At 63.8% G+C, this 24,524-nt stretch carries 26 protein-coding genes; 17 read left to right on the top strand and 9 right to left on the bottom strand.

The window, feature by feature from the left end; genetic code table 11:
* Positions 1-10 precede the first annotated feature (10 nt).
* Positions 11-1,264 (top strand): serine--tRNA ligase, encoded by a 1,254-nt coding sequence (gene serS, locus CH271_RS09980; RefSeq protein ID WP_037186559.1) that lies wholly within the window; start codon positions 11-13, stop codon positions 1,262-1,264.
* Between the two features lie 13 nt (positions 1,265-1,277).
* Here serS and CH271_RS09975 read toward each other — a convergent pair whose 3' ends face one another.
* Positions 1,278-2,147 (bottom strand): hypothetical protein, encoded by an 870-nt coding sequence (locus CH271_RS09975; protein WP_094633453.1) that lies wholly within the window; start codon positions 2,145-2,147, stop codon positions 1,278-1,280.
* Positions 2,148-2,233: 86 nt separating this feature from the next.
* On the opposite strand from CH271_RS09975, the gene CH271_RS09970 reads away from it, so the two are divergent.
* Positions 2,234-2,974 carry a lysophospholipid acyltransferase family protein gene (locus CH271_RS09970; RefSeq protein ID WP_037186544.1) on the top strand — a complete coding sequence of 247 codons (741 nt, stop codon included), beginning with the start codon at positions 2,234-2,236 and terminating at the stop codon, positions 2,972-2,974.
* Between the two features lie 9 nt (positions 2,975-2,983).
* Entirely contained in the window at positions 2,984-3,469 is a 486-nt protein-coding gene (locus CH271_RS09965; protein ID WP_094633452.1) for a GNAT family N-acetyltransferase, read from the top strand.
* Here CH271_RS09965 and CH271_RS09960 read toward each other — a convergent pair whose 3' ends face one another.
* Together CH271_RS09960 and CH271_RS09955 are read right to left on the bottom strand one after the other, a co-directional pair.
* Positions 3,470-4,921 carry a sensor histidine kinase gene (locus CH271_RS09960; protein ID WP_094633451.1) on the bottom strand — a complete coding sequence of 484 codons (1,452 nt, stop codon included), beginning with the start codon at positions 4,919-4,921 and terminating at the stop codon, positions 3,470-3,472.
* Complete coding sequence (locus CH271_RS09955; protein ID WP_179274824.1) at positions 4,918-5,601, bottom strand: response regulator transcription factor; 684 nt, start codon at positions 5,599-5,601, stop codon at positions 4,918-4,920. The genes CH271_RS09960 and CH271_RS09955 overlap by 4 nt, the downstream gene beginning before the upstream one ends.
* A 127-nt stretch (positions 5,602-5,728) precedes the next feature.
* Here CH271_RS09955 and CH271_RS09950 point away from each other — a divergent pair, with 127 nt between their 5' ends.
* Positions 5,729-6,409: a hypothetical protein gene (locus CH271_RS09950; protein WP_143546029.1), complete on the top strand. Its 681-nt coding sequence runs from the start codon at positions 5,729-5,731 to the stop codon at positions 6,407-6,409.
* A 59-nt stretch (positions 6,410-6,468) separates the two neighbouring features.
* Here the strand turns inward: CH271_RS09950 and CH271_RS09945 are convergent, their stop codons facing one another.
* The 5 genes from CH271_RS09945 to CH271_RS09925 all read right to left on the bottom strand — a co-directional run bounded on the left by CH271_RS09945 (position 6,469) and on the right by CH271_RS09925 (position 11,205).
* Complete coding sequence (locus tag CH271_RS09945) at positions 6,469-7,791, bottom strand: HNH endonuclease signature motif containing protein (protein WP_094633448.1); 1,323 nt, start codon at positions 7,789-7,791, stop codon at positions 6,469-6,471.
* A 140-nt stretch (positions 7,792-7,931) separates the two neighbouring features.
* Positions 7,932-8,507 carry a DinB family protein gene (locus tag CH271_RS09940; RefSeq protein WP_094633447.1) on the bottom strand — a complete coding sequence of 192 codons (576 nt, stop codon included), beginning with the start codon at positions 8,505-8,507 and terminating at the stop codon, positions 7,932-7,934.
* 5 nt (positions 8,508-8,512) lie between these two features.
* Positions 8,513-9,256, bottom strand: coding sequence for a CPBP family intramembrane glutamic endopeptidase (locus CH271_RS09935; RefSeq protein ID WP_037187130.1), 744 nt, complete (start codon positions 9,254-9,256; stop codon positions 8,513-8,515).
* 19 nt (positions 9,257-9,275) lie between these two features.
* The gene (locus CH271_RS09930) at positions 9,276-10,547 is read right to left on the bottom strand and encodes a YhgE/Pip domain-containing protein (protein WP_094633446.1); all 1,272 of its coding nucleotides are present in this window, start codon (positions 10,545-10,547) and stop codon (positions 9,276-9,278) included.
* A 31-nt stretch (positions 10,548-10,578) separates the two neighbouring features.
* The gene (locus CH271_RS09925) at positions 10,579-11,205 is read right to left on the bottom strand and encodes a TetR family transcriptional regulator (protein ID WP_094633445.1); all 627 of its coding nucleotides are present in this window, start codon (positions 11,203-11,205) and stop codon (positions 10,579-10,581) included.
* Positions 11,206-11,300: 95 nt separating this feature from the next.
* Here CH271_RS09925 and CH271_RS09920 point away from each other — a divergent pair, with 95 nt between their 5' ends.
* A complete protein-coding gene (locus CH271_RS09920) occupies positions 11,301-12,347 on the top strand; it encodes an NAD(P)-dependent alcohol dehydrogenase (protein ID WP_094633444.1) in 1,047 nt (348 codons plus the stop codon).
* A gap of 53 nt (positions 12,348-12,400) precedes the next feature.
* On the opposite strand, the gene msrA is transcribed toward CH271_RS09920, so the two are convergent.
* The gene (gene msrA / locus CH271_RS09915; protein WP_037187136.1) at positions 12,401-12,913 is read right to left on the bottom strand and encodes a peptide-methionine (S)-S-oxide reductase MsrA; all 513 of its coding nucleotides are present in this window, start codon (positions 12,911-12,913) and stop codon (positions 12,401-12,403) included.
* Between the two features lie 270 nt (positions 12,914-13,183).
* Here msrA and CH271_RS09910 point away from each other — a divergent pair, with 270 nt between their 5' ends.
* From CH271_RS09910 to CH271_RS09855, 12 genes are all read left to right on the top strand, one after another.
* Positions 13,184-13,996, top strand: a complete 813-nt coding sequence (locus CH271_RS09910; protein ID WP_037187137.1) for an enoyl-CoA hydratase/isomerase family protein — start codon at positions 13,184-13,186, stop codon at positions 13,994-13,996.
* An 81-nt stretch (positions 13,997-14,077) separates the two neighbouring features.
* Positions 14,078-14,398, top strand: a complete 321-nt coding sequence (locus CH271_RS09905) for a hypothetical protein (RefSeq protein WP_094633443.1) — start codon at positions 14,078-14,080, stop codon at positions 14,396-14,398.
* Positions 14,399-14,901: 503 nt separating this feature from the next.
* Positions 14,902-15,579: an MlaE family ABC transporter permease gene (locus CH271_RS09900; RefSeq protein ID WP_230596178.1), complete on the top strand. Its 678-nt coding sequence runs from the start codon at positions 14,902-14,904 to the stop codon at positions 15,577-15,579.
* Positions 15,580-15,707: 128 nt separating this feature from the next.
* The gene (locus CH271_RS09895; RefSeq protein WP_037188699.1) at positions 15,708-16,487 is read left to right on the top strand and encodes an MlaE family ABC transporter permease; all 780 of its coding nucleotides are present in this window, start codon (positions 15,708-15,710) and stop codon (positions 16,485-16,487) included.
* Positions 16,487-17,650, top strand: a complete 1,164-nt coding sequence (locus CH271_RS09890; protein ID WP_094633442.1) for an MCE family protein — start codon at positions 16,487-16,489, stop codon at positions 17,648-17,650. Before CH271_RS09895 ends, CH271_RS09890 begins: the two co-directional genes overlap by 1 nt.
* Complete coding sequence (locus CH271_RS09885; protein WP_094633441.1) at positions 17,647-18,651, top strand: MCE family protein; 1,005 nt, start codon at positions 17,647-17,649, stop codon at positions 18,649-18,651. Before CH271_RS09890 ends, CH271_RS09885 begins: the two co-directional genes overlap by 4 nt.
* Positions 18,652-19,656: an MCE family protein gene (locus tag CH271_RS09880; RefSeq protein ID WP_094633440.1), complete on the top strand. Its 1,005-nt coding sequence runs from the start codon at positions 18,652-18,654 to the stop codon at positions 19,654-19,656.
* Positions 19,653-20,753, top strand: a complete 1,101-nt coding sequence (locus CH271_RS09875; RefSeq protein ID WP_094633439.1) for an MCE family protein — start codon at positions 19,653-19,655, stop codon at positions 20,751-20,753. Before CH271_RS09880 ends, CH271_RS09875 begins: the two co-directional genes overlap by 4 nt.
* On the top strand, positions 20,750-21,907 hold the full coding sequence (locus CH271_RS09870) for an MCE family protein (RefSeq protein WP_094633438.1): 1,158 nt from the start codon (positions 20,750-20,752) through the stop codon (positions 21,905-21,907). Before CH271_RS09875 ends, CH271_RS09870 begins: the two co-directional genes overlap by 4 nt.
* Complete coding sequence (locus CH271_RS09865; RefSeq protein WP_094633437.1) at positions 21,904-23,367, top strand: MCE family protein; 1,464 nt, start codon at positions 21,904-21,906, stop codon at positions 23,365-23,367. The genes CH271_RS09870 and CH271_RS09865 overlap by 4 nt, the downstream gene beginning before the upstream one ends.
* Complete coding sequence (locus tag CH271_RS09860) at positions 23,346-23,990, top strand: hypothetical protein (RefSeq protein WP_094633436.1); 645 nt, start codon at positions 23,346-23,348, stop codon at positions 23,988-23,990. The genes CH271_RS09865 and CH271_RS09860 overlap by 22 nt, the downstream gene beginning before the upstream one ends.
* Positions 23,987-24,505, top strand: coding sequence for a hypothetical protein (locus tag CH271_RS09855; protein WP_141216995.1), 519 nt, complete (start codon positions 23,987-23,989; stop codon positions 24,503-24,505). The genes CH271_RS09860 and CH271_RS09855 overlap by 4 nt, the downstream gene beginning before the upstream one ends.
* Positions 24,506-24,524 lie beyond the last annotated feature (19 nt).

The raw sequence follows: 24,524 nt of genomic DNA, 5'->3' as shown, positions 1-24,524 counted from the left end.
GTTCGTTCTCGTGATCGACCTGAAATTCCTTCGCGAGAATCCCGACGCAGTGCGCGCCTCGCAGCGCACCCGAGGCGAGGACCCCGCTCTCGTCGACGCACTTCTGGATGCCGACGCATCCCGCCGGGCCGCGGTTCTGGCCGGCGATCAGCTGCGTGCCGAGCAGAAGGCGCTGGGAAAGCAGGTCGGTAAGGCCTCCGCCGAGGACCGCCCCGCGTTACTCGCCGGCGCATCGGAACTTGCCGCGAAGGTCAAGGCCGCCCAGGCCGCCGAAGCCGAGGCCGACGCAGCCCTCGACGCGGCCCATCGCGCGATTTCCAACATCGTCCAGGACGGCACGCCCGCAGGCGGCGAGGACGACTTCGTTCTTCTCGAGACCGTCGGGCAGATCCCGGAGTTCGATTTCGAGCCGAAGGACCACCTCGAACTCGGCGAGTCGCTGAACCTGATCGACATGGAACGCGGTGCCAAGGTCTCGGGCTCGCGCTTCTACTTCATGACCGGTTACGGCGCGCTGCTCCAGCAGGGTCTGCTGCAGCTCGCCGCGCAGAAGGCCGTCAAGAACGGCTTCACGATGATGATCCCGCCGGTGCTGGTGCGGCCGGAGATCATGTCGGGAACCGGGTTCCTCGGCGCACACGCAGACGAGATCTATCGCCTCGAAGCCGACGACCTCTACCTCGTCGGAACCTCCGAAGTTGCTCTCGCGGGCTATCACTCGGGAGAGATCATCGACCTCGCCGACGGCCCGAAGCGGTACGCCGGATGGTCGTCGTGCTTCCGCCGCGAAGCGGGCAGCTACGGCAAGGACACCCGCGGCATCATCCGAGTCCATCAATTCGACAAGATCGAGATGTTCTCCTACATCAAGCCCGAGGATGCAGCGGCCGAACACCTGAAGCTGCTCGAGTACGAAAAGGAGATGCTCGCCGCGGTCGAGTTGCCCTACCGCGTCATCGACACCGCAGGCGGCGACCTCGGCTCCTCGGCCGCTCGCAAATTCGACTGCGAGGCATGGGTTCCCACCCAGCAGGCCTACCGGGAGCTGACCTCGACCTCGAACTGCACCACGTTCCAGGCCCGACGCCTCGGCGTGCGTTACCGCGACGAGAACGGCAAGCCCCAGACCGCGGCGACGCTCAACGGCACCCTCGCCACCACCCGCTGGATCGTCGCGATCCTCGAAAACCACCAGCAGGCCGACGGCACCGTCCGCGTCCCGGAAGCCCTTGTGCCTTTCGTCGGGACCGACGTCCTGAAGTAACCGGGCCGGTTACTCAGGCGATATCGCCGATGCAGTAACCCTCGCCGCCGACGGCCAGCACGAACGTACGGTTCTGGTACGCCCCGGACGCGTCGATGATGTCTGCATTGACCTGGGTGTAGATGCCGTTCTGCCCGGTGACGAACACGCTGTCGGGATCGAACGAGGTGATGCCGGTCAGGATGTTCGGATTCTGCACCAGCGGCGGGGCAGTGGGAACGCCGATGCCGAGGGCATCCCAGGTCTGACGGCCGTCGCACACGAGTGGATAGGTCTCTTCCACATCGCTGGGGTTCACGGGAATCCCGGCGAGACGTCCCAGGTAGCGATCGACGCTGTAGACGGCGTCTGCCGCGTCGAACACGGGGGCGGTGCCGGTGGGATAGACGGTGGGGCACGCGTAGCCGGACGCGATCTCGCTCCGCTTGATGCTGACCGTCGCGGTCGGCCCGGTCCACGTGACGGCGTACTGGCCGTCGACGCCGGGGGCGGCAACGGCAGCGAGGATTGCCTCGGCGTCGACGTACATCGTCGGGATCTCGGTGGGCGGAACCGTCCAGCACCGCGCCGTGACGACGCCGATTCCGCCTCCGGTGAGGTCGCCCACGAACGGCCGCAGCGCCGTCGCGGCGTCGGGATTTCCCGGAACCTCGCCGACGGGTGGGCCGGGCGGGATCGGTGGGGGCGTGGTGGTGGTCGGTGCGGCCGTGGTCGGAGTTGTCGTCGACGTCGTGGCCTCGGTGGTGTTGCTCGTCGCCCCGGACTGCTCGGACGGCAGTCCGACTGCGGAATCGCAGGCTCCGACCAGGGCGAGCGTCGCGATCAGCGGCAGCGCGGTTCGGACGACCCGGGTCCGCCGCGGTGGTGCCGCACTGTTCTTCACTTCGTTTCTCCCCCGTTGCTTTCGACCGGACCTGTCATCTCCCGGACCTTTTCTCCGGCATCGTCCACCGACTACGCTAACGGACTGTGGAACCCGTCTACCGATCAGTCATCGGCATCGCTCGTGCAGTGTTCGCGTTCGAGGGCCTGAAATTCGACGTCGAGGGCGAGGAACACATCCCTGCCACCGGCGGAGCCGTCATCGCCGTCAACCACACCGGATACATGGACTTCACCTACGCGGGGCTACCGCCGCGACGGGTGAAGCGCTACATCCGGTTCATGGCGAAGAAGGAAGTCTTCGACAACAAGATCTCCGGCCCGATCATGCGCGCGCTACGGCACATCCCCGTTGATCGCGGGGCAGGCGCTCAGTCGTACAAGTCGGCCGTGGAGAGCCTGCGCAACGGCGAGCTCGTGGGCGTGTATCCGGAGGCGACCATCAGCCGCAGCTTCGAGATCAAGGAATTCAAGTCCGGCGCAGCGCGCATGGCCATCGAGGCAGGCGTGCCGATCATCCCGACGGTCATCTGGGGTGCGCAGCGCGTGTGGACCAAGGGACACCCGAAGCGATTGGGCCGCACCAACACTCCCATCTCGATCGCCGTCGGCGAGCCGCTGCCGCCGGTCGGTCCGCCGAACGAGCTGACCGAGAAGCTGCGCACAGTGATGCAGAAGATGCTGCTGGAACTGCAGGAGAACTACCACCACGAGCCGGGGGCGTACTGGGTTCCGGCACGATTGGGCGGCAGCGCACCGACCCTCGAAGAAGCGGACACGCTCGACGCCCAGGACCTCGCGGCCCGTGCCGCCAAGCGGGCCGAGTAGAGCTCCGCGATGAACCTCCGCGGTGAACGGGTCGTGTTGCGACCCGTCACCGCCGAGGATGTGCCGGAGCTAAGCCGAATACTGCGCACCCCCGAGGTGTATGCGCGGTGGGGCGACGAGGATGCCGACGAGAACTGGCCGTTCGACAGCACCGACGAGAATCGACTGGTCGTCGAATCGAACGGCGCAACAGTGGGATTGATCCAGTACGGCGAAGAGACCGATCCGATGTACCGGCATGCGTCGATCGACGTCTTCCTGGACCCGGCAGTGCACGGCCGCGGCGTCGGAAAGGACGCGGTCGGCACGCTGGTGCGATACCTGACAGTCGAACTGGGGCATCATCGATTGGTGATCGACCCCGCTGCTGACAACGCGGTCGCCATAGCCTGTTACAGCGCAGTCGGTTTCGAGCCCGTCGGAATCATGCGCAAGTACGAGAAGGGCCCGGAGGGCTGGCACGACAGTCTGCTGATGGACCTGATCGTCGAATAACTATCGGTGGTTTGCCGGAGTGGAGCCCGCGGAACGACCCGTAAGGCTAGGAAGTGTCAGTCGGAATCGTGCGCCTGTAGGCCCTGCGGCACAGACGAGTTCGCCGCCGTGAGCGCGCGCCAGCGTGCGTGCGATCGACAATCCCAGCCCGACGCCGCCGGAAGAACGGTCGCGCGCGGAATTCAGTCGAACGAGCCGCTCGAAGATGCGCTCACGGTCCGCCTCGTCGACCCCGGGGCCGTCGTCGTCGACGGTGACGAACGCCTGCGAATCGGTGCCCGTCGTCACCCGGACGCTACCGCCGGGCGGCGTGAAGCGAGCGGCGTTGTCGAGGACGTTCGAGAGAATCTGCTCGACGCGACCCACGTCCACCCTGACCGGCACCGGTTGCGATCCGTCCACCTCGAACCGGACCTGCGGGGACAGCAGTGCCGAGCGCTCGACGGTGCGTCGAACCACGTCGGTGAGGTCTGCGTCGGTCAGCTCCAGCTCCGAAGTGTTCTCTGCCCGAACGGAATCGAGCATGTCGCCCACCAGTCGCGACGCCCTGGCGGATTCGCCGACCAACAGCTCGCTCCACCTACCGACCCGATCGGGGCGGTGTTCGGCGTCGCGCTGCAACGACTGAGCCAGCGCCGAGATCCCGGCTACCGGCGTCCGCAGTTCGTGTGCCGCGTCGGCCAGGAACCGGCGCATGTCCTCCTCTGCTCGACGCGCCGCCTGCGCTGCGGCAGCCTCCTTGCGCTCGGCGTCCTCGAGGGCGTCGAGCATCTCGTCGACGGCCGATGCTGTGCGTCCCAGGTCGGTGTTCGGTTTGGATGGAAGCAACCGTCGACCCCTGTCGCCGTTGGTGATTCGGCGTGCGACCGTCGTCATCGAGTCCAGCGGAGACAATGCGCGCCTCACCGCGTAGATCAGCGCGGCAGCGGCCAGCAGCAGAGTGACGGCACCGGCGACCACCATGAGAATGCGCAATTGTTGGCGAACATCGGCGATCGCGGTGGTGTCGCCGAGCAGTGACAGCGTCGAACCGTCGGGCAGGGGTTTCGTGATCTCCAGCGAATCCGACCGTGGGGCAGGTGGATTGGGTGGTCCCGGGGGAGTGGGCGCATTCGACGGGCCGGACGGAGGGTTGGGTGCCGCGGGCCGATCGCCCTGCGCGGGAGGTTCGCCACCGGGCACACCGTAGACCGTTCCGTCGGCGGTGGTGATCCGAACTCGGATGGCGTCGCCCTGCAGAGCCTGCACCAAGTCCTGCGCACTGACCCCGCTGTCGACCAGTTCGACCGCTCGGTCGGCACGATCGCTCAAGCGAGCATCGAGATCGCGTCGAAGCTGCTGGCCCAGAACGACATCCACCGATGCACCGACCACAAGGAGCAGCACCGCGAACAAGACGACGACGGTGGCGACCACACGGGTGCGCAACGAGGGCGTGGGCGTGCGGTTCACTGCGGGGCCCGCAGAGCGTAACCGAGGCCACGGACAGTGTGGATCAACCGCGGACCGTGCGCTTCCATCTTGCGACGCAAGGCACTGATGTGCACTTCCACCAGATTGCCGTCGTACGCGCCGTAGCCCCAGACCGATTCGAGGATGGACGTTTTCGAGACCGTGCGACCGCGCTGCGCGACGAGGAAGGTTGCCAATCGGAGCTCGGTCGCCGTCAGGTCGAGGACGTGGCCGGCGCGGGTGACGACCCCTGCGGATTCGTCCACGAGTAGATCGCCCACTTGGATTGCGTCCGACGATCTGCCGCGTCTTCGCAGCACCGATCTCGCTCGCGCGACCACCTCGTCCAGCTGAAAAGGTTTGACCACGTAGTCGTCTGCGCCGTCCCTCAGACCGCGTAGGCGGTCCTCCAGCCGGTCCTTCGCGGTGACCATGATGATTCCTGCATCGCTGCTCTGGCGGACGATGTCGATCAACGCGAACCCGTCCCTGGCGCCCGGCAGCATGATGTCGAGAATCACGACATCGGGGCGGAAGCCGGCCATCGTGGTCTCGAAGTCGTCGCCGTCGGGCAAGGACGCGGCGGTGAATCCCGCGTCCTCGAACGCGGCCACCAGCGCTTCTCGGATGGGCAGCGAGTCCTCCACCACCATCACCCGGGGAGCGGAACTGTATGTCATTCCTCGATTGTCACTCACCAGCTGAAGTGATCCTGAAGATGCGCCCGGCTTCAGGGTGACTTCAGCTAACGGCGGCAGGGTCGGTGACAGACCGAAACGAACGAGACAGTCCGAACGAGGAGTGAACGTGAACGATCAGACCCAGCCGATCCCCGCCGCATCGAACCCCGAGCCCGCCCCGAGTGTCGGTGCCGACACGGCTCGGGAGAACAAGCCGAAGCGCTGGAAGGGACGGGTGCCGATGGTGGCGACGGCGGCAGCGGGACTCGCAGTCGGTGCGTTGGTTGCATCGGCAGTATTCGCGGCCACCGGGCCCGATGCGTCGCCGGAAGTGTCCACGGTGGCGTCGTCGTCCGCGCTCGGACAGCGGACCGACGGTGGTGGCGGTTCGGATGTCCCAGCGGTCCCGGCAGCCCCGGATTCCGGTGACGGATCGACGGCTCCGGCTCCGGCCGACGGTGCGACTCCGCCTGCGCCGGGTGACGGCGCAACTCCGCCTGCTCCGCCCGCGGGTGGTCCGGGCAAGGGTGGACCGGCAGAAGGTGGACCGGGTCCGGGCAAGGGTGGGCCTGGTGCCCTGTGCGCACCGGAGGACGGCGCGACGCCGCCTGCTCCGCCGACGGACGGTGCGACGCCGCCCGCTCCGCCGACGGACGGTGCGACGCCGCCCGCTCCGGCCGATGGTGCTACTCCTCCCGCACCACCGACTCCGGGTGCTGAGGGAGACGGTGCGACTGCGCCTGCACCCCCGGCCCCGGCCGATGGAGCTACTCCTCCCGCACCATCTGTCGCTCCCTCTGGTTCCTGAACCGACCTCTTCCAGCCCCGCACCGTTGTTTCGGTGCGGGGCTGCAGTCGTTGTGGGGTTCAGGCGATGCGGGGGCCTGCGCGGGCGTGCGATTGCCTGGGTTGTCGGTAGGGATCCACGGTTGCGGGTGGTACGAACCAGGGGTGGTTGTCGGTGCCGATGAACACTTCCCAGTCGGAGTGGTGGATGAGGCGGTGGTGGAATCCGCAGAGTAGGACGAGGTTGTTCATGTCGGTGGGGCCGCCGTCGCCCCAGTGCCAGATGTGGTGGCCTTCGGTCCAGGCGGCGGGTTTGCCGCAGCCGGGGAAGGCGCAGCCGTGATCGCGGGCGGTGAGGGCTGTGCGTTGTTTGGCGGTGACGGTACGGGCAGTGCGGACGAGGTTCAACGGGTTGCCGTTCTCGTCCATGACGATGGCGGTGAGGACACAGTCGCAGGCCAACTGGCGGGAAGTGTTGCGGGACAGCGGTCCCATCCAGGGGAGCCACCCGACCGTGGTGCCGTCGCCGAACAGGTCGCGATACGCGCCACGATCCGCGGTGGCGGGTTGGGTCGCGTCGTCGGATTCGGCTGCTGCGCGTGAGGTTTCGTCGTCGGTGATGTCGTCGGCGTCGGCGCTGTCGCGGAGGTCGGTGAGATCGCGCAGGCTGATGTGCAGGTTCACGTGCGGGCGTTCACCACCTTCGATGGGCCGATCGCTGGAGGCGAGGTACTGGTCGAGGATGTGTCCGAAGGCGTCGGCTCTGCGCCGGGCGGGGCTGCGGTCGTCTTGGGTGCCGTCGGCTGCGGGGCGGGGTTCGGTCAACGGTGAGAGCGCAGTGAGCAGCTTTTCTCCGGTGATCGCATCGAAGTCTCCTTTGAGTACCAGCCGCCCGTTCAGGGTTGTGGAGGCGAAGAGTTCGTTGCGGTCGGTGTTCTCGGCGGGTGGTTTCTTGGTGCCGAAGCTGTCTTCGAGTCTGGTGATCGCTGCACGAATCCGGCCGGTGCGCGCGTCGGGCCCGGTCGCAGCCTTGATCAGAGCTTTACGTGCGGCATCGCGACCCTCTTCCGGCAGGTTCTCCGGTGGTGTTTCGGCGAAGGTGAGGATCAGGGCGGCGTGATCGACGGACATGACGCCGGTGTTCACGGCGTCGGCGATGTCGGGAAATGCAGCCATGCCGCGGGCGAGGGCGACGATTTTGGTGGCTTTGGACGGTGAGAGAAGGGTGGTGGAGGTCAGCCATCCGGCGGGTCCGGGGAAGCCGAGCTTCTCCCGGCTCACGCGGGTGTCGATTTCGGCGACGAGGGCGATACGCCGCGCTTCCAGTAGTTGGATCTGATGGGAGACAGCGGCGGCGTCGGCGAGGAGTTCACTCTCGCTCAGTTGCCAGATCTCCGTGGTCATGGGAGCAAGTGTATCGAACGCGCGTTCGACTGGCAACCGTAGTGCAATCGAAAACTATTGCCCTGCAGAACTATTCGCGATCCAGTACCTGTCGGTGGCGCGTGATAGGCGTTTGTGGAACCTGACGACAGGCGATGCGGTCAATCAGCTTCTCTGGCAACTGTTTCCAGCTCGGCTCGATATGCGGCCCACCATGCTGCGTCGCCGTCGGCCATGTTTTCGTTGCCGAGGCGCAGTCCAACGGAATCGTCGATGAGCTCGCGCACGATGTCCGCATGCCCGGCATGGCGGTTGGTCTCGGCAATCATCTGAACCAGAACTCGGTGCAACGTGACTTCCTGCTTTTCGGCCGGCCAGTGCAGGACGCGTCCGATGGAGTCGAGGTCGTTGGCCGCGATGGTTTCGTCGGCGTGTTCCCAGGCATTCCGGTAGAGGGCGACAATGGATTCCGACGATTCTTCGGCGGTTGCCCACATGTCGGAATTCGGCCGGGCCATGCCCTCTGCTTCCAATTCCGCGAAACGAGCTGGAAACTCGCGACCGAACGTGACGCCGAAATAGCCGTATTCGACGATCGCCAGGTGCTTCACCAAGCCCAGTAGATTGGTCCCGGTCGGCGTCATCGGCCGTCGTTTCTGGTACTCGGTGAGGCCGTCGAGCTTCCACAGCATGTTCTCGCGTGCGATGCGCAGGTACTGGTGCAGCTCGTCCTTCATGCCGTTCAGCTCACCGACGCATGCCAGACGAGAGCTGCGGCGAGTGCGCCGAGTCCGTTCAACGACCAGTGCAGGGCGATGGGCGCGATCAAACTTCCGCTACGGCTGCGCAGCCACGTGAACACCACACCCGCCGCCGCGGTCGCCACGACGGCCAGCGCGATACCGACGATCTGCCCGAACAGTCCGCCGCCGAGGAATCCGCTCAGCCCCACGTTGCCCGCCGTCAGTCCCAGCGAGGATGCGATGTGCCACAGACCGAACAGCAGAGACCCTGCAGCGAACACACCCCGAGCTCCGTAGATGCGGCCCAGCGTGCCGTGCAGCACCCCGCGGAACGCGAGTTCTTCCGGGATGACGGTCTGGAGGGGGATGACGATCATCGATGCGACGATGGCGGCGGAGACGGTTGCGTACCTGTCGGCCATGAAGAAGGGCCGAGTGAGTGGCAGCAACGCGCCGATCGCGACGACGGTCAGGACGACTCCGACGGCTCCGAGCGCGTACAGCGATCCGGTCTTCCACTGCTTCGGCGACAGTCCCAGTTCGGCCCAGCCCAGACCGCGACGGTTCGCGAGGACGACCAGCAGAACAGCGGCGATCGGGACCGTCGCGATACTGGCCCACACCGTGGTGAAGTGCGCGATGAGGTTGGTGCCCACGAGTACGAGGACGACGATGGCGACGTCGAGGTAAGCGTGGAAGGCACGTCGGGGTGCCACGCTCCCGGCTGGATTCACAGCAAGCATTGGATCGAGTGTACTGGCGTCAGCTGTGAGCACCCGATGAATCGAGGCTTCGGTCGAGGCCTTTGCCGTCGTAGATGCGGGTGAACACCACGCCGAACACGAGCCCGATGAGCAGTCCGAGAGACGTCATGCCCACCGAGTGCAGCAGCCCCGCGTCGAGTGAGGCATTGAAGTACAGGATCGAGCGGGTGCCGAGGAAGATCTGGTGCATCGGTTCGAACTGCGCGAGCCAGGTGAAGATCCGCGGGCTTGCTTCGAGGGGGATGGTGCCGCCCGACGACGGCAACGCCAGGATGATGAACACGATCAGATTGATCAGCAATCCTGCCGTGCCGAACGCGGACATCACCGCCAGTGCCGTGATGCCCACCGCGGTGATCGCGAACGCGCCGTACAGCCACAGGGTCCAGGCGTGAGTGATCGGCATACCGAGCAGATGGCTGATCAGCAGATAGAGGGCAGACACCAGCATGGCGAGGACGATCATCACGAGCCACTTCACGAGCAGCGTCTGAAAGCGGTTGATCAGGGTCGGTCCGCGATGGATGTACTTGGGGCCGATCTCTGTCGGTGTGAATCCGAGCAGGCCGTCGACGAGTGCGCTGACGATGGTCGCACCGGTGAAGCCGGCCAGGACGAGCAAGAGTGCGTAGTAGAACGCAGACAGGCCTCCGCCGGTGCCGTCGGGTAGCGGATCGTATTGAGCGACGATCACGTCGATCGGTTGCGCAAGGGTGAGAGCGCTCGCGCCGGCGAGCTGGGTTTCGCCGAGCTGCTGGCGCACTTGCTCGGTGATCTGCTGTCCCACAGTCTGATTGACCGACTCGAATGCCGGTGTCGCCACTCCGGTCACGAGCGACATCCCGAAACTGCCGGCACGTGGGTTGGTGTAGACCGTGATGATCGGCTTCTCGACGTCCCCGGGAATCACGCTCGCCTGAGCGAGGATTCCCATCCTCTTGGTGAAATCGCTCGGGATGACGATGGAGCCGTAGGCCTCGGCCGTCGACAGCAGCGATTGTGCCTGCGCCGGACCGACTTCCCGGAAATCGACCTTCTCCGAATCGACGTTCTGCAGCAGACCCTCGACGATGTCGTTGCCGATGTTGCGCTGCTCGCCTGCGAGGGTGTCGCCCTCGTCCTGGTTGACGATCGCGATGGGGAGGTCGTGGAGATTGCCCCTGGGATCGAGCACGCCGCCCAGGTACAGCGCGGCGAGAAACGACATCAGTGCCGATACCACCAGAATGGGCGCGAGCCAGAAACGCGGCGAACGAAGGACGTCGGCCATCGACCGAGGAGTTCTGTCGGAGGTCACCGGATCAGTGTCGCAAGTTCGGCTCCGCTGTGCGCGGTAGTTCTGCCTCTGCTGGATGCGGGGAGTGGCAGAACGCCCGTCCGACGGTGGCGGCGAGGGCGGCCCGGCGTCGATCGTGCGCGGCAGCGGGTTCGCTGCGGTCGGCTGTATGGATGATCGCCGCCTGAGCCCACGTCCCGGCCAGCGCGATGAGCATCGACCAGATGTCGGCGGCGTCCACGTCGTCCACCAGCAGTCCGGTCCGTTGGGCGTCGGCGATCATCGCGTACTTCTCGTCGTCGTGTCCTGGTCTGCGGTCGAACAGCGGCCCGGCCGGGGTGCGCTCGAGACGTGCCCACGTCAGCAGTCGTACCAGCGTCGGGTCGTCGAGATACATGTCGTAGAGCCTGACCGCGTAGCCCGGTAGGTCGTCCGGGGTGAAGACGATGTTCTCGATATCGGTGTCGACTCGTGTGTCGAACGCGATGTCGAACAGGGCGTCCTTGTTGCCGAAGTAGCTGTAGATCAGGGATTTGTTCGACTTCGCTTCCGCCGCGATGCGGTCCACACGTGCGCCGGCAATCCCGTGTGTCGCGAATTCCTCGGTGGCCGCCGCCAATAGTCGGGCGCGCGTGGCGGTCGAATCTCCCATGGGCCGACCCTACATTTCCAACTGGTTGGTTGAAAACCGTCCGAGCAGCGGCTAACCTTTCCAACCAGTTGGTTACTTTTCGAGAAAGAGTGCACATGCGAGCAACGACCGGTTATCGAGCCGTCGACGAGACGACGCCACTCGAGCGATGGAACTTCGAGCGAAGAGAACTGCGCGGCGACGACGTGGCGGTGCGGGTGACCTATTGCGGGGTGTGCCACACCGATCTGCATTCGACGCGAAGTCCGGGCGACTTCCCGGTGGTACCCGGACACGAGTTCGTCGGCGAAGTGACCCAAATCGGCAACCGGGTCACCGACTTCGCCGTCGGCGACGCGGTTGCGGTGGGAAACATCGTCGATTCGTGCGGCACGTGCGACATGTGCGCAGCCGGGCAGGAGAACTTCTGTCGCGAATTCCCGACGCTCACCTACGGCGGTCACGATCGGCACGATGGATCCATTACTCGCGGTGCATACGCCGACGAGTACGTGGTGCGCGACAAGTTCGTCTACCACCGACCCGAGAACCTGGATCCGGCCGGCGTCGCGCCGCTGATGTGCGCAGGAATCACGGTGTGGGAGCCCTTGCGGCGATGGAACGTCGGCCCTGGCGTCAGGCTCGGCGTCGCGGGAATCGGCGGACTCGGCCACCTGGCGGTCAAGCTGGGACGCGCTCTCGGTGCCGAGGTCACCGTATTCACCAGCAGCGCAACCAAGGTCCGCGATGCGACGAGGCTGGGAGCCCACCACGTCGTCGTGTCGACCGATGCGGAAGACATACAATCACGGACAGGAACGCTGGACTTGATCATCGACTGCGTTCCGGTCGATCACGATCTCTCGCCGTACCTACGCTGCCTCGAGCTCGACGGAACGCTGTGCACGGTCGGCTATCTCGGCTCGACGACGGTCGATGTGCTGGATCTGCTGATCGGACGAAAGAGCCTGGCGTCCGCGGGCAGCGGCGGACGAAAGTACACCCAGGATCTACTCGACTTCTGCGGCGAGAACGGCATCGTCGCCGAGGTGGAGACGATGCCGTCCGCCCAGGTGAACGAGGCGTTGAATCGGTTGACGCGTAACGACGTTCGGTACAGATTCGTTCTGGATATGGCGGATCTGCGTAATTCGTCCTTGTGAGCGGAACTTCGTAGCAGGGGTCGAAGTTCCACTCACGTGCGGCGCCGCCGCTCCTAGGCGGTTGCCCGACGCGGCAGCTTCCACTCCGGACGCACCCAGTGGCAGGTGTATCCCTCGGGGTACTTCTGCAGGTAGTCCTGGTGCTCGGGCTCTGCCTCCCAGAAATCTCCTGCCGGGGTCACCTCGGTGACGACCTTGCCCGGCCACAGACCCGACGCGTCGACGTCGGCGATGGTGTCCTCGGCGACGCGCTTCTGCTCGTCGTCGAGGTAGAAGATCGCCGAGCGGTAGCTGGCACCGATGTCGTTGCCCTGACGGTTCTTGGTGGTGGGGTCGTGGATCTGGAAGAAGAACTCCAGCAGATCGCGGTACGTCGTCTGGGTGGGGTCGTAGACGACCTCGAGGCCCTCGGCGTGATTACCGTGGTTGCGGTACGTCGCGTTGGGGACCTCGCCGCCGGTGTAGCCGACGCGGGTCGAAATCACTCCCGGGAGCTTGCGGACGAGCTCTTCGGCTCCCCAGAAGCATCCTCCGGCGAGGATGGCGGTTTCGGTGGCTGCAGACATCGTTGCTCTCCTAGCTCTTTATCGGTCGATACGTGGGGTTCAACGAACGAGGCGTCGTCATAATTCCGAGTCGCGACTGCGTTCGCCGACCTGTGGTGGGGGATATGACTCTTTGGGGCTAGTAAGACGGCCCGAAAGGGGACTGGGCCGGTGGAGTGTGCAGTGGTTTCCTCGACTACACAGGGCCTTCGTCGGCCGCTCGGTCCGTCCCGCGCCCTGCCACCGCTGATCTTCGGCACGGGGCCGAACCGTAGAAAGTAGAACTCGACGATGACCAATCGCGTCCGTATCAATCCCGATCGAGGTCCGCTGGGAACGGTGACCGAGATCGAGCTCGTGAACGCAGGTGGCGGGAACACCATCGACTTCGATTTCACGGACGAGCTCTGGGACGCTGTCGGTTCGATCGATCCGAACACCACATGTATCGCGCTGACGGCCGAGGGCAAGAACTTCTGTTTGGGCGGCGACCTCTCCGCCTTTTCGGCAGCCGCGGATCCAGGTGAGTACGTGTCCGAACTGGCGGATCGGCTGCATCGATCGATCCGCGCGATCCGCGCTCTGCATGTGCCGATCGTCGTCGGTGTGCAGGGCTGGGCCGCGGGAGCCGGGATGAGCCTCGCGATGTTCGGCGACATCTGCGTCGCGGAGACATCGACCAAATTTCGAACCGCATACGGTGCGGTCGGACTCACCCCGGACGGTGGCCTGTCCTGGGCGCTGCCCCGCGCAGTAGGCCGGGCGGTTGCCCTCGATCTGTTTCTGACCCAGAGATCCATGGACGCCGACGAGGCTCATCGCCTCGGCGCAGTCAGCCGCATCGTCGACGACGGCAGGGCGCGGGATCTGGTCCGGGAATTGGCCGGTGGGATCAGTAGTGGCCCCCGTGCCGCGATTCGTGCAACGACGATGCTCGTCGACGAGGGCGTGAATGCGTCCTTCTCGAACCACCTGGACGCCGAGGCCGCGTCGATCGGATGGGCGGCGGGCGGTGCCGAAGGACGCGAGGGCGTCGACGCATTCCTGAACAGGCGCCGTCCGAATTTCGCGTCGGTCGATTCTGCTGTTGCAGAGCGGAACTGATCGAATATGACGAATTCGAGTTTCGAGGCCGGACTCTGGTGATGTCCGGCGGCAGCCGGGGAATCGCTCGCCGAATATGAAATGACCCTTGCTGCACTGGGTTTCGCGGCGGAGTATAAGGATGCTCAGCTGTCGAGCAACTGCCTGTGGCCCCGAAGCACCATCGCTACCGCTGCCGCTGCCGTGGAGAATCTTCTCGGCGGCAAGGACGGAGTTCTGCACTCACGTTCACCGGAAGTCATGGCGGATGCTGCAATCGAGATCTTGCTCGAGACCAAGGGGGAGCTGAGCGGTCGGACCTCGATCGACGTCGACGTCCTGGCTCGCGCAGGCAAGACCGACCTTGCCCGATACGGTGAGGGTGCCACCGATCTCGTACGACATCTTCGTCGATCCGAGTGATGATGCGAACACGCGTGTGGCGGATACGAAGAATGGGCGATGATTCTGGTTCCGCCTGACCAGCACGCACAGTGCAGAACGTAGCCAACCAGGTGGACCCCCGAAAGACTCGAGTGACGTGAATCAGCACTCTGAAGTGTGACGCACGCCATGCCCCCAAAGAGGTACTAAGACAGTCCCAAGGGGGGCTGTAGCCCTCTTCGGTGGGTGGTTCTATTGCATCGTGCAACACGGACGGCCCCCCTTCGGGCGGTCCTGCAAGCGTCTGGCCAGAGCGGATTCGATCGGATTTTCTTCCTCGAATCCTGTGAGTCGTGTGCCGGAACGTCCGCTTCGAGTCGAGTCCGAAAGGCCTGGATAGCTCTATGACTATGCCTGCTGTCGCCCCGGTCGAGCCCAAGGTGGTGACGACCGCGAAACAGCCTCGGTGGCAAGCCAACCTTGCGGTTGCCCCTCGGGCCGTGGGTGGCTTCTACGCCACGTCCATCGCCACACTCAGGGGAATGTTTCGGCGGCCGTTCCATGTGCGCGAATTCTTGGAGCAGGCATGGTTCATCGCAAGCGTGTCGATCATGCCTGCTCTACTCATGGCGATTCCTTTCTGCATGATGTTCGTGTATCAGATCAACATTCTGTTGGCAGAAATCGGCGCCGTCGATCTGTCGGGGGCAGGTGCAGGCGTCGCAATAATTCGTGAAATCGGACCGGTGGTAACGGTTCTCGTGGTCGCCGGTGCCGGATCGACCGCAATCTGCGCCGATCTGGGGTCGCGGACCATTCGTGAAGAAATAGATGCGATGAAGGTACTCGGCATAGACCCGATCCACCGGCTCTGTGTGCCAAGGGTATTGGCTTCGATCGTGATTGCCGTCTTTCTCAACGGCTTGGTGTCTGCAGTGGGCTTGGTGGGCGGATACATCGCAACGGTGTACATGCAGGGCGCATCGCCGGGGCAGTATCTCACTTCGATCTCCATTCTCACCGGCGTACCCGATTTCATGATCAGCGAGATCAAAGCGGCTGTATTCGGAATGCTGGCCGGTTTGGTGGCCTGTCATTTGGGGCTCGGTGTTCGGGGTGGGCCCAAGGGCGTCGGAGATGCCGTCAACCAGACGGTCGTCTTCAGTTTCCTTCTTCTCTTCCTCGCGAACTCGGTCATCACCACCATTGCGCTTCACTGACCGAGACCTCACCCACCATCCCCACGACGAACAGGAAAACAGTGGCGACAACTGCAGGAACTCGCCCGGACGGGCCGGGTACCGTGCTGGCAAGGGCGGCCGGCGCACCGATCCGTGAACTCGAGAACATGGGACGACAACTGTCGTTCTACGGTCGCACCATCGCCGCAATTCCTCGAACGGTGCAGCGCTACAGGTCCGAAACGGTCCGCCTGCTCGCCGAGGTCAGTATGGGTTCGGGCGCACTCGCCGTCATCGGTGGCACGTTGGTTGTCGTCACGATGTTGACCACTGCCGTCGGATACGAAGTGGGGCAACAGGGTTCGACGTCGCTCGGGCACATCGGCCTGGGCGCGCTGTCGGGGTTCATCTCTGCCTTCTTCAACACCCGTGAAGCACTCCCGGTGATCGCCGGTATCGCCTTGACTGCGACCGTCGGTGCAGGCTTCACGGCCCAACTGGGCGCGATGCGCGTCAGCGAGGAGATCGATGCGCTCGAGACCATGTCGATTCCGTCTCTTCCGTACTTGGTTGCCACCCGAGTCGCCGCCGGCATAATAGCTGTCATCCCGCTCTACTGCGTTGCGTTGTTCGTCGGGTACGCGGCAACGCGTCTGGTCACCGTGTACATGGTCGGGGAGGCGGGCGGCACCTTCGATCACTACTTCAATGTGTTCCTCGTACCGAGTGACGTTGTGTGGTCAGCAGTGAAAGTGCTGACGATGGCCGTCGTGGTGATGTGCGTGCACTGCTACCACGGTTACAACGCCGCCGGCGGTCCCGCAGGGGTAGGTGTGGCGGTCGGCCGAGCCGTCCGAACGTCTTTGATCGCCATCATGGCGATCGATCTCCTGATAGGAATCGCTGTGTACGGCGGGACATCCGGGGCAGTGCGGGTGTCGGGCTGATGAGTGCCGCTCGAAGAGAACAGTCGCGCAACGTCGATGTGATGCTCGGTCTGGCTGGAGTGCTGATCCTGATCGGTGCAACCGCGCTGTCGATTGCGCTGTATCGAGGTGCGCTGGATTCGACTGTGCGCGTGACGGTGTGGTCCTCGAGGGTGGGTCTCATGCTCGAGCCCGGTTCGGACGTGAAGATGCGTGATGTCGTAGTGGGGCGGGTCGACGAGGTTTCCGTCGAAGGCGGACGTGCCGTTGTCTCAGTCGATCTGAGCTCGGAGTACGCACGGACGATTCCCGAGAATGTGGTTGCAACAATCGATCCCACCACTCTGTTCGGGCGCAAGTTCATTTCGCTGACCGCGCCCGAGTCGAGATCCGTGCGGTCTATCTCGACCGGAACTGTGCTCGAGTCGCAGTCGGTGCCCACCGAGGTCAACGATCTGCTGGCCTCGTTGGTCGAAGTGCTGCGCGCTGTGGAACCGCAGAAGGTCAACGCCTCACTGAACGCGCTCGCCACCTCGCTCGACGGTCGCGGCGGGGATCTGGGCGACATGCTCGTCGAACTCGACGCTTACCTCGGGCGATTCAACGGAAGTCTGCCGGTACTGCAGCGCGATCTCACAGCCGGTGCGCAGAGTGCCGACATACTCGCGCAAGCGTCTCCCGAACTGTTGAACACCGTGGGCAACCTGACCACCACCGGTAACACCCTCACCGAGAAGGAATCTGAATTGTCGGCATTCCTGTTGAGCTTCACCGAGTTCGGGAACCGCGGCGAGGCGTTCTTCGACGCCGCCGGAAACCCGCTGCTCCAATCGGTGAAGACTCTCGCACCGACGACCGGTTTGTTGGCCGAGCGCGCACCTTCCTTCCCGTGTTTGTTCGACAGCCTTGCGCAAACCAACAAGTACCTCGAACGGACAGTCGGGGGCAGCGCCAACCCGGGTCTGAACATTCTCGGGACGTTGTTGATGGGTGACCCGCCCTACACCGCACCCGAGGATCTACCGATCGTCGCCGCCGACGGTCCGGCCAAGTGCTACGACTGGACTGCACCGCAACCGCACACGGACTTCGACGACGGTAGTCATGCCTACTCGGAAGCGAGAACGTTCGCCGATCTGATCGGTAACCCGTTCGCGCAGTTCATGCCTGGAGGCGGTCGATGAGCAGCAGAAGTGCCGGAATCAAGTTGGTCGCATTCGTGGTGATCACGTCGGTGACCGGACTGGGAGTGGCAGCAGTCGTCGGGAACCTCCGATTCGGAAGCACCCATTCGTATCAGGCGGTGTTCAGCAATGCATCGGGATTGGGCAACGGTGAGGACGTCCGAATCGGAGGCGTGCCCAGCGGCAAGGTCTCCGATGTTGAATTGCTCTCCGACGGAACAGCATTGGTGTCGTTCGACGTCGATACCGACCACGTCCTCGGTGCGGGCACCGAGGCTTCGGTCAAGTACAAGAACTTGATCGGTGATCGCTACCTCGATTTGGCTCGGGGACGACCGGATCCGAGTCCGCTCACCGAACCCATCCCTCTCGACCGGACCACCCCGGCGTTGGATCTCGATCAGGTCGTCAATGGATTCCGGCCGCTGCTGCAAGGGCTCGATCCAGACCAGACCAACAGGCTGTCCAGCTCGCTGGTGGAGGTTCTGAACGGTCAGGAGTCCGCCATCGGGAACCTGGTCAGCGAATTGGGTTCGCTGACGAATACCTTGGCCGATCGCGATGCGGCAATCGGCAGTGTGATAACGAATTTCAACACCACCCTCGCGGCGGTGGACGGCCGGGGCGACACTCTGAAGTTGTTGGTCGATCGCTTGACCGATGTTGCGGGCGGGCTCAACGGCGATTCGGAGACCATCGCGGGCTCGCTGGTCAAGATCGACGACCTCACCGCGGCTTTCTCGGACGTGTTGACCGACAACCGACCACGCCTGCGTCCCGAGATCGAATCGCTCGGTGTTCTCGCGAGCAGGCTCAACGCGCAGACGGACACGCTCGACCTCGTCCTGTCCAAGCTGCCCGAGACCTACAGGTTGACCGGCCGGGCCTCGGGTTACGGAAATTTCGTGAACTTCTTCGTCTGCGGGCTGGCAGTCAAGTACGGGAGTGGACCCGGTGATGTCTCGCCGATGTTCACTGCGCCCGCAGAAAGGTGTAAGTAGATGAGTTCCACCGGTCCTGAGAGGACGAACGAGGTCCGACTCGGAATTATCGGCACAGTTGTGCTCGTACTCGCTCTCGTCGTCGGCTTCACCTACGAATCGATCCCGTTCCTGCGTGGAACGGACATTTACCAGGCAGAGTTTTCCGATGCGTCCGGGTTGAGCGAGGGTGCCGAGGTTCAGGTCGCAGGGGTCGTGGTCGGCGAAGTCCGTTCGATCCAGCTCGACGACGGAACTGTGTCGGTCGGATTCGATGCAGACCCCGGTGCTGTGCGTCTCACGGCCGACACCACGGCCGCGATCAAGGTCGAGACGGTCCTCGGGCACCGATTCGTCGAGCTCACGGCGGGGACGTCGCCCGACGATCTGGAACGGGGCGGCACGATCCCCGTCGAGAACACCTCGTCGGGGTACGACATCACACGATCGCTGGAGGAAGTGACCGATACGGTATCGAAGACCGATACCGTCGACCTGTCGGGCGCACTCGAGCAGGTCTCGGCCGTCGAGGAGGCTCTTCCGTCCGACCTGCAGACTCAATTGTCCGGCCTCGGAAGGCTTTCGGACACTGTTGCCAGTCGTGACGCAGAACTCCGCGAGATGCTCGACCGCGCCGCAAACGTATCGGGTGTGCTGAACGACCGAAATCAGCAGGTCGCGACACTGGTCGACCAAGGCCGCGGACTGTTCGCGATGCTCAACGAGAGATCGTCGAACATCCATCGGATTCTTGTTCGATCCCGCGCCATCGCAGACGAATTGACTGCTCTGGCGCAGGAGAATCGAGGCACGCTCGGACCGACGCTGGCGCAACTCGACCAACTCGTACAGACATTGAACGACAACTCCGCGAACATCGACGCTTCTTTGACCGGATTGCAGCGCTATGCGACACAGATCAACGACGTAGTCGGAAGTGGACCGTTCTTCGGCGTTCTGCTCCACAACATTCTTCCCGCCAATCTTGCCGGTCAACTCCCCGGCAGCCTCGGAGGTCCACGATGAAGCGGGTTGGATTGTCCCTTCCCCGGCCGCGCCCGTATCTACTGGTTGTCGCTGCGGCTCTGGCGGCTGTCGTCGTACTGACGACCGGTGCTGTTGCACAGCGTGTCGGTACCAACCACGTGTCTGCATACTTCACCAACACGGCCGGCTTGTATGTGGGTGACCGTGTGATGATTCTCGGGGTCGAGGTCGGTTCGATCGACGAGATCACGCCCGAAGGCGATCGCGTACGTGTCGACATGTCATACGACAACGACAATCCGGTCCCGGTGGATGCGGGCGCCGTCATCGTTGCGCCGACGCTTGTCACAGGTCGTTACGTCCAACTGGCACCGGTGTATTCAGGTGGGCCGACGCTGGAAGACGGCGACATCATCGAGCTGGAGAGGACTGCCTCCCCGGTCGAGTTCGACGAGATCAAGAAACAGGTCGTGACGCTCGCTCGCGACGTCGGACGGACTCCCGAGAATCCCGACGGTGCTCTGACAGATTTCGTCAGCACGACCGCGGACACCCTGGCAGGAAACGGCCAGACGTTGCACGATTCACTGGTCACGCTCTCCGAGGCCGTCCACACGCTCGATTCAGGCAGCCCCGATCTGTTCGCGACCGTGCAGAATTTGCAATCAGTGACTTCCGCTCTCGCCGCGAACGACGATCGGATCGTCGGGTTCAGTAGCGAACTTGCGGGTCTGTCCGGTTTCCTGAACGACAATCGCACCGAACTCGACGCGACGCTGTCGAGCATGTCCACGACATTCGCGGAGGTCACGTCGTTCGTCAACGACAATCGTGAGTTGTTGAACAACGATGTCTCCAAGCTGAATACCTTGACCACCCTCCTGGTCGACAAGGAGGACACGCTCGCGCAGATTCTGCACACTGCACCGACTGCGATGTCCAACTTCTACAACATCTACGACGAGAAGTCGGACTCGCTCACCGGTGCGCTGGCAGTCGCCGACGCGCCCGACCCTCGCTCGTTGATCTGTGCACTTCTCACGACGGCGAATGCACCGGCGGACGAATGCACGAAAGCCACCGATTCCATCGGCCGTGGACTCGCCGGCGCTGGCACCGAGGCGGGCACGCGATGAAGCGCGGTCGTTCGAGCCGAGTGGCTGCAAGTCTGTTCTCGGCGACCGTCGTGGCCGCGATGGTGAGCGGGTGTCGTTTCGACGGCGTCAACTCGATCGCGTTGCCGGGCAACGGTGTCAGCGGAGACACGTACGAGGTGACGGTCGAATTGGCGGACATCCAGAACCTCGTCGGAAACTCTCCGGTGAAAGCGGACAATGTCGTGGTCGGAAACATCGGCGGCATCGCGAGTGAGAACTGGACTGCGATACTGACACTCGACATCAACAGTGACGTCGAGCTCCCAGCCAACGTCACGGCGAAGCTCGCTCAAACCAGCGTATTGGGTTCGCAGTATCTGGAGTTGACAGCTCCGGTCGACGAAGCCCCGAACGGCCGGTTGTCGGACGGGGATGTCATTCCGCTGTCCCGAACCAGTCAGTACCCCTCCACCGAGGAGGTTCTGTCAGCGTTGTCCTTGGTGCTCAACGGATCCGGATTGCAGCAGATCCAGACGGTCACAACCGAACTCAATCGTGTGATCGGCGGTAGGGAGACTTCGCTCAGGTCCTTGACCAACACGCTGGCCACATTCGTCACCGGTCTCGACGACCAGCGGGCGGACATCGTCGCGGCCATCGACGGTCTGGATCGGCTGGGTGGGAGCCTGGCAGGGCAGTCCGCGACCCTCGAGGCAGGAATCGATTCGCTCGGACCTGCATTCGACATCGTCGAGAAACAGCGAGTTCAGCTCACGACGATGCTGACTCGGCTCGGAGATTTCGGAACTGCGGCGACGCAGGTACTGGAGGATTCTCGTGCCGATCTGAGTGCGAACATCGCTGCACTCGAGCCCACGTTGGCGCAATTGTCGGCCTCGGCGGATTCTGTGCCCGAGGCACTGAAGATCGCTACCACTATCCCGTTCCCGGTGATGACGGCGGACAAGGCGCTGCGAGGAGATTACATGAACCTGTTCCTCACCTTGGATGTGTCGGCGGAGACCATCGGTGGGAAGGTCCTCGGGAGTATCCCTGTCGACGAGTTGATCAACCTCAATCCTGCTCGACAGGCGGCCGATCCGCTGCTGTCACCGATGGTTCCGGTGGTCGCGGGACCGGTCGTACCGACTGTCGACGACATCCTTCGCCAAATTCAGGGAGGCAGGCGATGAGAACACGCACGGTACGTGTCCAGCTGTTGGTGTTCGGTGTCGTAGGCCTGCTGGCTGTCGGATATGCGGTGTTCTCCTACATGGGTCTTCAGCGGTACTCCGGAATCGGGCGTTACACGGTCCAAGCGGAGATGGAGAGTGCGGGTGGGTTGTACGTCAATTCGCTTGTCACATACCGCGGTGTGGACATCGGCGTGGTGACCGAGCTGAAGGTGAACCTCGACGAGGCCGTCGCGACGTTGCAGCTGCAGTCCGGAATCGATGTCCCGTCCGACACCGAGGCAATCGTCAAGAGCATCTCCGCTATCGGCGAGCAGTACATCGACCTGGTGCCTGCGACGAGCGAGGGGCCCTACCTCTCCGACGGCGATTCGATCGGCATGTCCCGCACGTCTGTTCCGACCCCGTCCTCGGAGGTCGTGGAGGAGGTGCACACCCTGCTCGATTCACTACCGAAGGACGACCTGCGCACGACGGTCGACGAGTCCTTCGCTGCATTCGACGGACTCGGTCCGTCGCTGGGCACGCTGATCGACTCCTCACGGCCTTTGATCTCCTTGGCCCAGGCGAACATCGGGCCCACCGAGAGATTGATCGCCGACGCCGAGCCGGTCCTGGGCCAGATCAACGAATCCGGTGCCGACATCTCCTCGTTCAGCTCGAATCTCAGCTCGTTCACCCAGCAACTGGCCATGGACGACGGGCAGATTCGAGCCGTACTGGACCAGGGGCCGGCGTTCTTCGATGCCGTCAACGGAACGCTGTCGGACCTCGAATCGCCCCTTCCGGTACTTCTGGCCAACCTCCAGTCCGTCGGTGAGGTCGCGCGCGTGAACATCCCTGGAATACGCCAATTGCTCGTGGTGTATCCGGCGGTCTCTGCGTCGATCAACCATATGCACCAAGGCTTCCAAGGCGATGACTTGGTTTACGGCCAGGGGCCGCTCGATATCAAGCTCGGTAACACGGCGAACCCCCTGCCGTGCACCGAAGGGTACGACACTGCGCGTCGTGATCCAGGCGACCTGTCGCCCGCCGAACCCGCGGCCGATTCCTACTGCAAGCTGCCGCAGGACGACGCCCGCGTTGTTCGCGGTGCACGCAATGCTCCCTGCGCCACCGATCCTTCGGTACGCACCGGCGAACTGTCCGAATGCCCGGCAGGACTTCCGTCTACGTGGCCGCAGATGTTGGCAAGGCCAGGAGCGCCCTACATCCCGTCCGCGGGATCGCCGCCGGCCGCCGATGTCCCGGCGACGGAGCCCGGTGCACCCGACGGGTCCGACCCGGAAGCGACACCAGCGTCGTTCACACAGACCGGCCCTGCCGTTGCATCGGTGCCCTACGACCCGTTCACGGGACGCTTCAGGGCTCCGGACGGTGAGGTGTATCGGCTGGGCAACACCGACTCGGTGAACAACGATCAGGAGGACCCGACATGGCAAGCACTGTTCGCATAGACGAAAGCAAGTGCACACCCGACGACGACGTGAGCGGTACGGCCGAGGACGCCATCGGCGACGATACCGTTGCCGACAACGATGTTGTCGACAACGATGTTGCCGTCGATACGGCAGCGGTCGAGGAGCGAGCGTCCACGCGGTGGATCGGAGTCGGTGGGACGATCCTCGTCGCGGTCGTGGCGCTGGTGTCGATCGTCGTATGTGTCGTGGCCTCGCTGTCCTGGCGTTCGACAGTCGACGACGAGAGGCGGAATCGAGATGTTCTCGATGTCGCGTCGACGATGGCCGTCAACTTGGTCACGCTCGGGAGCCAGACCGCCGATGCCGATCTGGGTCGGGTCATCGACGGTACAACCGGCGATTTTCGGGAGCAATTCGTTTCTGCTGCAGATGGATTCGGTTCTCTGTTGTCAGATGGGGGAGTCGAGTCGACCGGTGAGGTCAGGTCGGTCGGCATAGTCGACGCGAGCGACGAGCAGTCGACTGTGCTGGCGGCCGTGACGTCGACCGTCAAGAACAACGAGGCTCCGGACGGAGAGGTTCGCGTGTACCGAATGAAGATCACGCTCGACAAGATCGACGGTCGCTGGCTCGTCTCGAACGTGGAGTTCGTCGCATGAGTGGGGTGATGGTCCGAGTGCGGCCGGCGTCGAGGCGGGCGAGACGACTGTTCACCGCCGCGCTGTGTGGGCTCGCCACCGTCGCGTCGATCGGTGCGGTGTTCGTCGTCCGCGGCGATGTACACGGGGACGCGCGTGCGGACTCGGCGGCGGAGGGGCGGGCCTTCGCAGTCGAGGTGGTTCCGGAGCTTCTGTCGTACGACTTCGATACCGTCGAGCAGCATTTTTCAGAGTTACAGTCAAGCCTCGGTGGGGATTTCGCCGGTCAGTTTCAGGAAGTCGGGTCGGCAGTGATCGTCCCCTCGGCCCGTGAACGTCAGGTTGTCACAAGTGCGACGGTCCTCGAATCCGCAGTTGTCGAGTCCGATATCGACAGCGCGGAATTGTTGCTCTTCATCAATCAGAGCACGACGAGTACCGACGCACCCGACACGAAACTCGACGGAAGTCGGGTACGGGTTCGCGTCGAACAGGCGAACGGCACATGGCTGATCACAGAGTTGACACCGGTATGAGTGCCGGCGCACAGAAAGG

The organism is Rhodococcus sp. 05-340-2 (assembly GCF_002258915.1).
Classification (GTDB): Bacteria; Actinomycetota; Actinomycetes; order Mycobacteriales; family Mycobacteriaceae; genus Rhodococcoides.
The sequence above is the reverse complement of the archived record's forward strand: the minus strand, read 5'-3'. Positions and strand labels throughout refer to the sequence as shown.

Coding starts and splice junctions, on each gene's coding strand:
- CH271_RS09965 (WP_094633452.1), top strand. CDS start 2,984: ATGAACCTCCGCGGTGAACGGGTCGTGTTGCGACCCGTCACCGCCGAG.
- CH271_RS09955 (WP_179274824.1), bottom strand. CDS start 5,601: ATGACATACAGTTCCGCTCCCCGGGTGATGGTGGTGGAGGACTCGCTG.
- CH271_RS09945 (WP_094633448.1), bottom strand. CDS start 7,791: ATGACCACGGAGATCTGGCAACTGAGCGAGAGTGAACTCCTCGCCGAC.
- CH271_RS09940 (WP_094633447.1), bottom strand. CDS start 8,507: ATGAAGGACGAGCTGCACCAGTACCTGCGCATCGCACGCGAGAACATG.
- CH271_RS09935 (WP_037187130.1), bottom strand. CDS start 9,256: ATGCTTGCTGTGAATCCAGCCGGGAGCGTGGCACCCCGACGTGCCTTC.
- CH271_RS09930 (WP_094633446.1), bottom strand. CDS start 10,547: ATGGCCGACGTCCTTCGTTCGCCGCGTTTCTGGCTCGCGCCCATTCTG.
- CH271_RS09925 (WP_094633445.1), bottom strand. CDS start 11,205: ATGGGAGATTCGACCGCCACGCGCGCCCGACTATTGGCGGCGGCCACC.
- CH271_RS09920 (WP_094633444.1), top strand. CDS start 11,301: ATGCGAGCAACGACCGGTTATCGAGCCGTCGACGAGACGACGCCACTC.
- msrA (WP_037187136.1), bottom strand. CDS start 12,913: ATGTCTGCAGCCACCGAAACCGCCATCCTCGCCGGAGGATGCTTCTGG.
- CH271_RS09910 (WP_037187137.1), top strand. CDS start 13,184: ATGACCAATCGCGTCCGTATCAATCCCGATCGAGGTCCGCTGGGAACG.
- CH271_RS09905 (WP_094633443.1), top strand. CDS start 14,078: ATGACCCTTGCTGCACTGGGTTTCGCGGCGGAGTATAAGGATGCTCAG.
- CH271_RS09900 (WP_230596178.1), top strand. CDS start 14,902: ATGTTTCGGCGGCCGTTCCATGTGCGCGAATTCTTGGAGCAGGCATGG.
- CH271_RS09895 (WP_037188699.1), top strand. CDS start 15,708: ATGGGACGACAACTGTCGTTCTACGGTCGCACCATCGCCGCAATTCCT.
- CH271_RS09890 (WP_094633442.1), top strand. CDS start 16,487: ATGAGTGCCGCTCGAAGAGAACAGTCGCGCAACGTCGATGTGATGCTC.
- CH271_RS09885 (WP_094633441.1), top strand. CDS start 17,647: ATGAGCAGCAGAAGTGCCGGAATCAAGTTGGTCGCATTCGTGGTGATC.
- CH271_RS09880 (WP_094633440.1), top strand. CDS start 18,652: ATGAGTTCCACCGGTCCTGAGAGGACGAACGAGGTCCGACTCGGAATT.
- CH271_RS09875 (WP_094633439.1), top strand. CDS start 19,653: ATGAAGCGGGTTGGATTGTCCCTTCCCCGGCCGCGCCCGTATCTACTG.
- CH271_RS09870 (WP_094633438.1), top strand. CDS start 20,750: ATGAAGCGCGGTCGTTCGAGCCGAGTGGCTGCAAGTCTGTTCTCGGCG.
- CH271_RS09865 (WP_094633437.1), top strand. CDS start 21,904: ATGAGAACACGCACGGTACGTGTCCAGCTGTTGGTGTTCGGTGTCGTA.
- CH271_RS09860 (WP_094633436.1), top strand. CDS start 23,346: ATGGCAAGCACTGTTCGCATAGACGAAAGCAAGTGCACACCCGACGAC.
- CH271_RS09855 (WP_141216995.1), top strand. CDS start 23,987: ATGAGTGGGGTGATGGTCCGAGTGCGGCCGGCGTCGAGGCGGGCGAGA.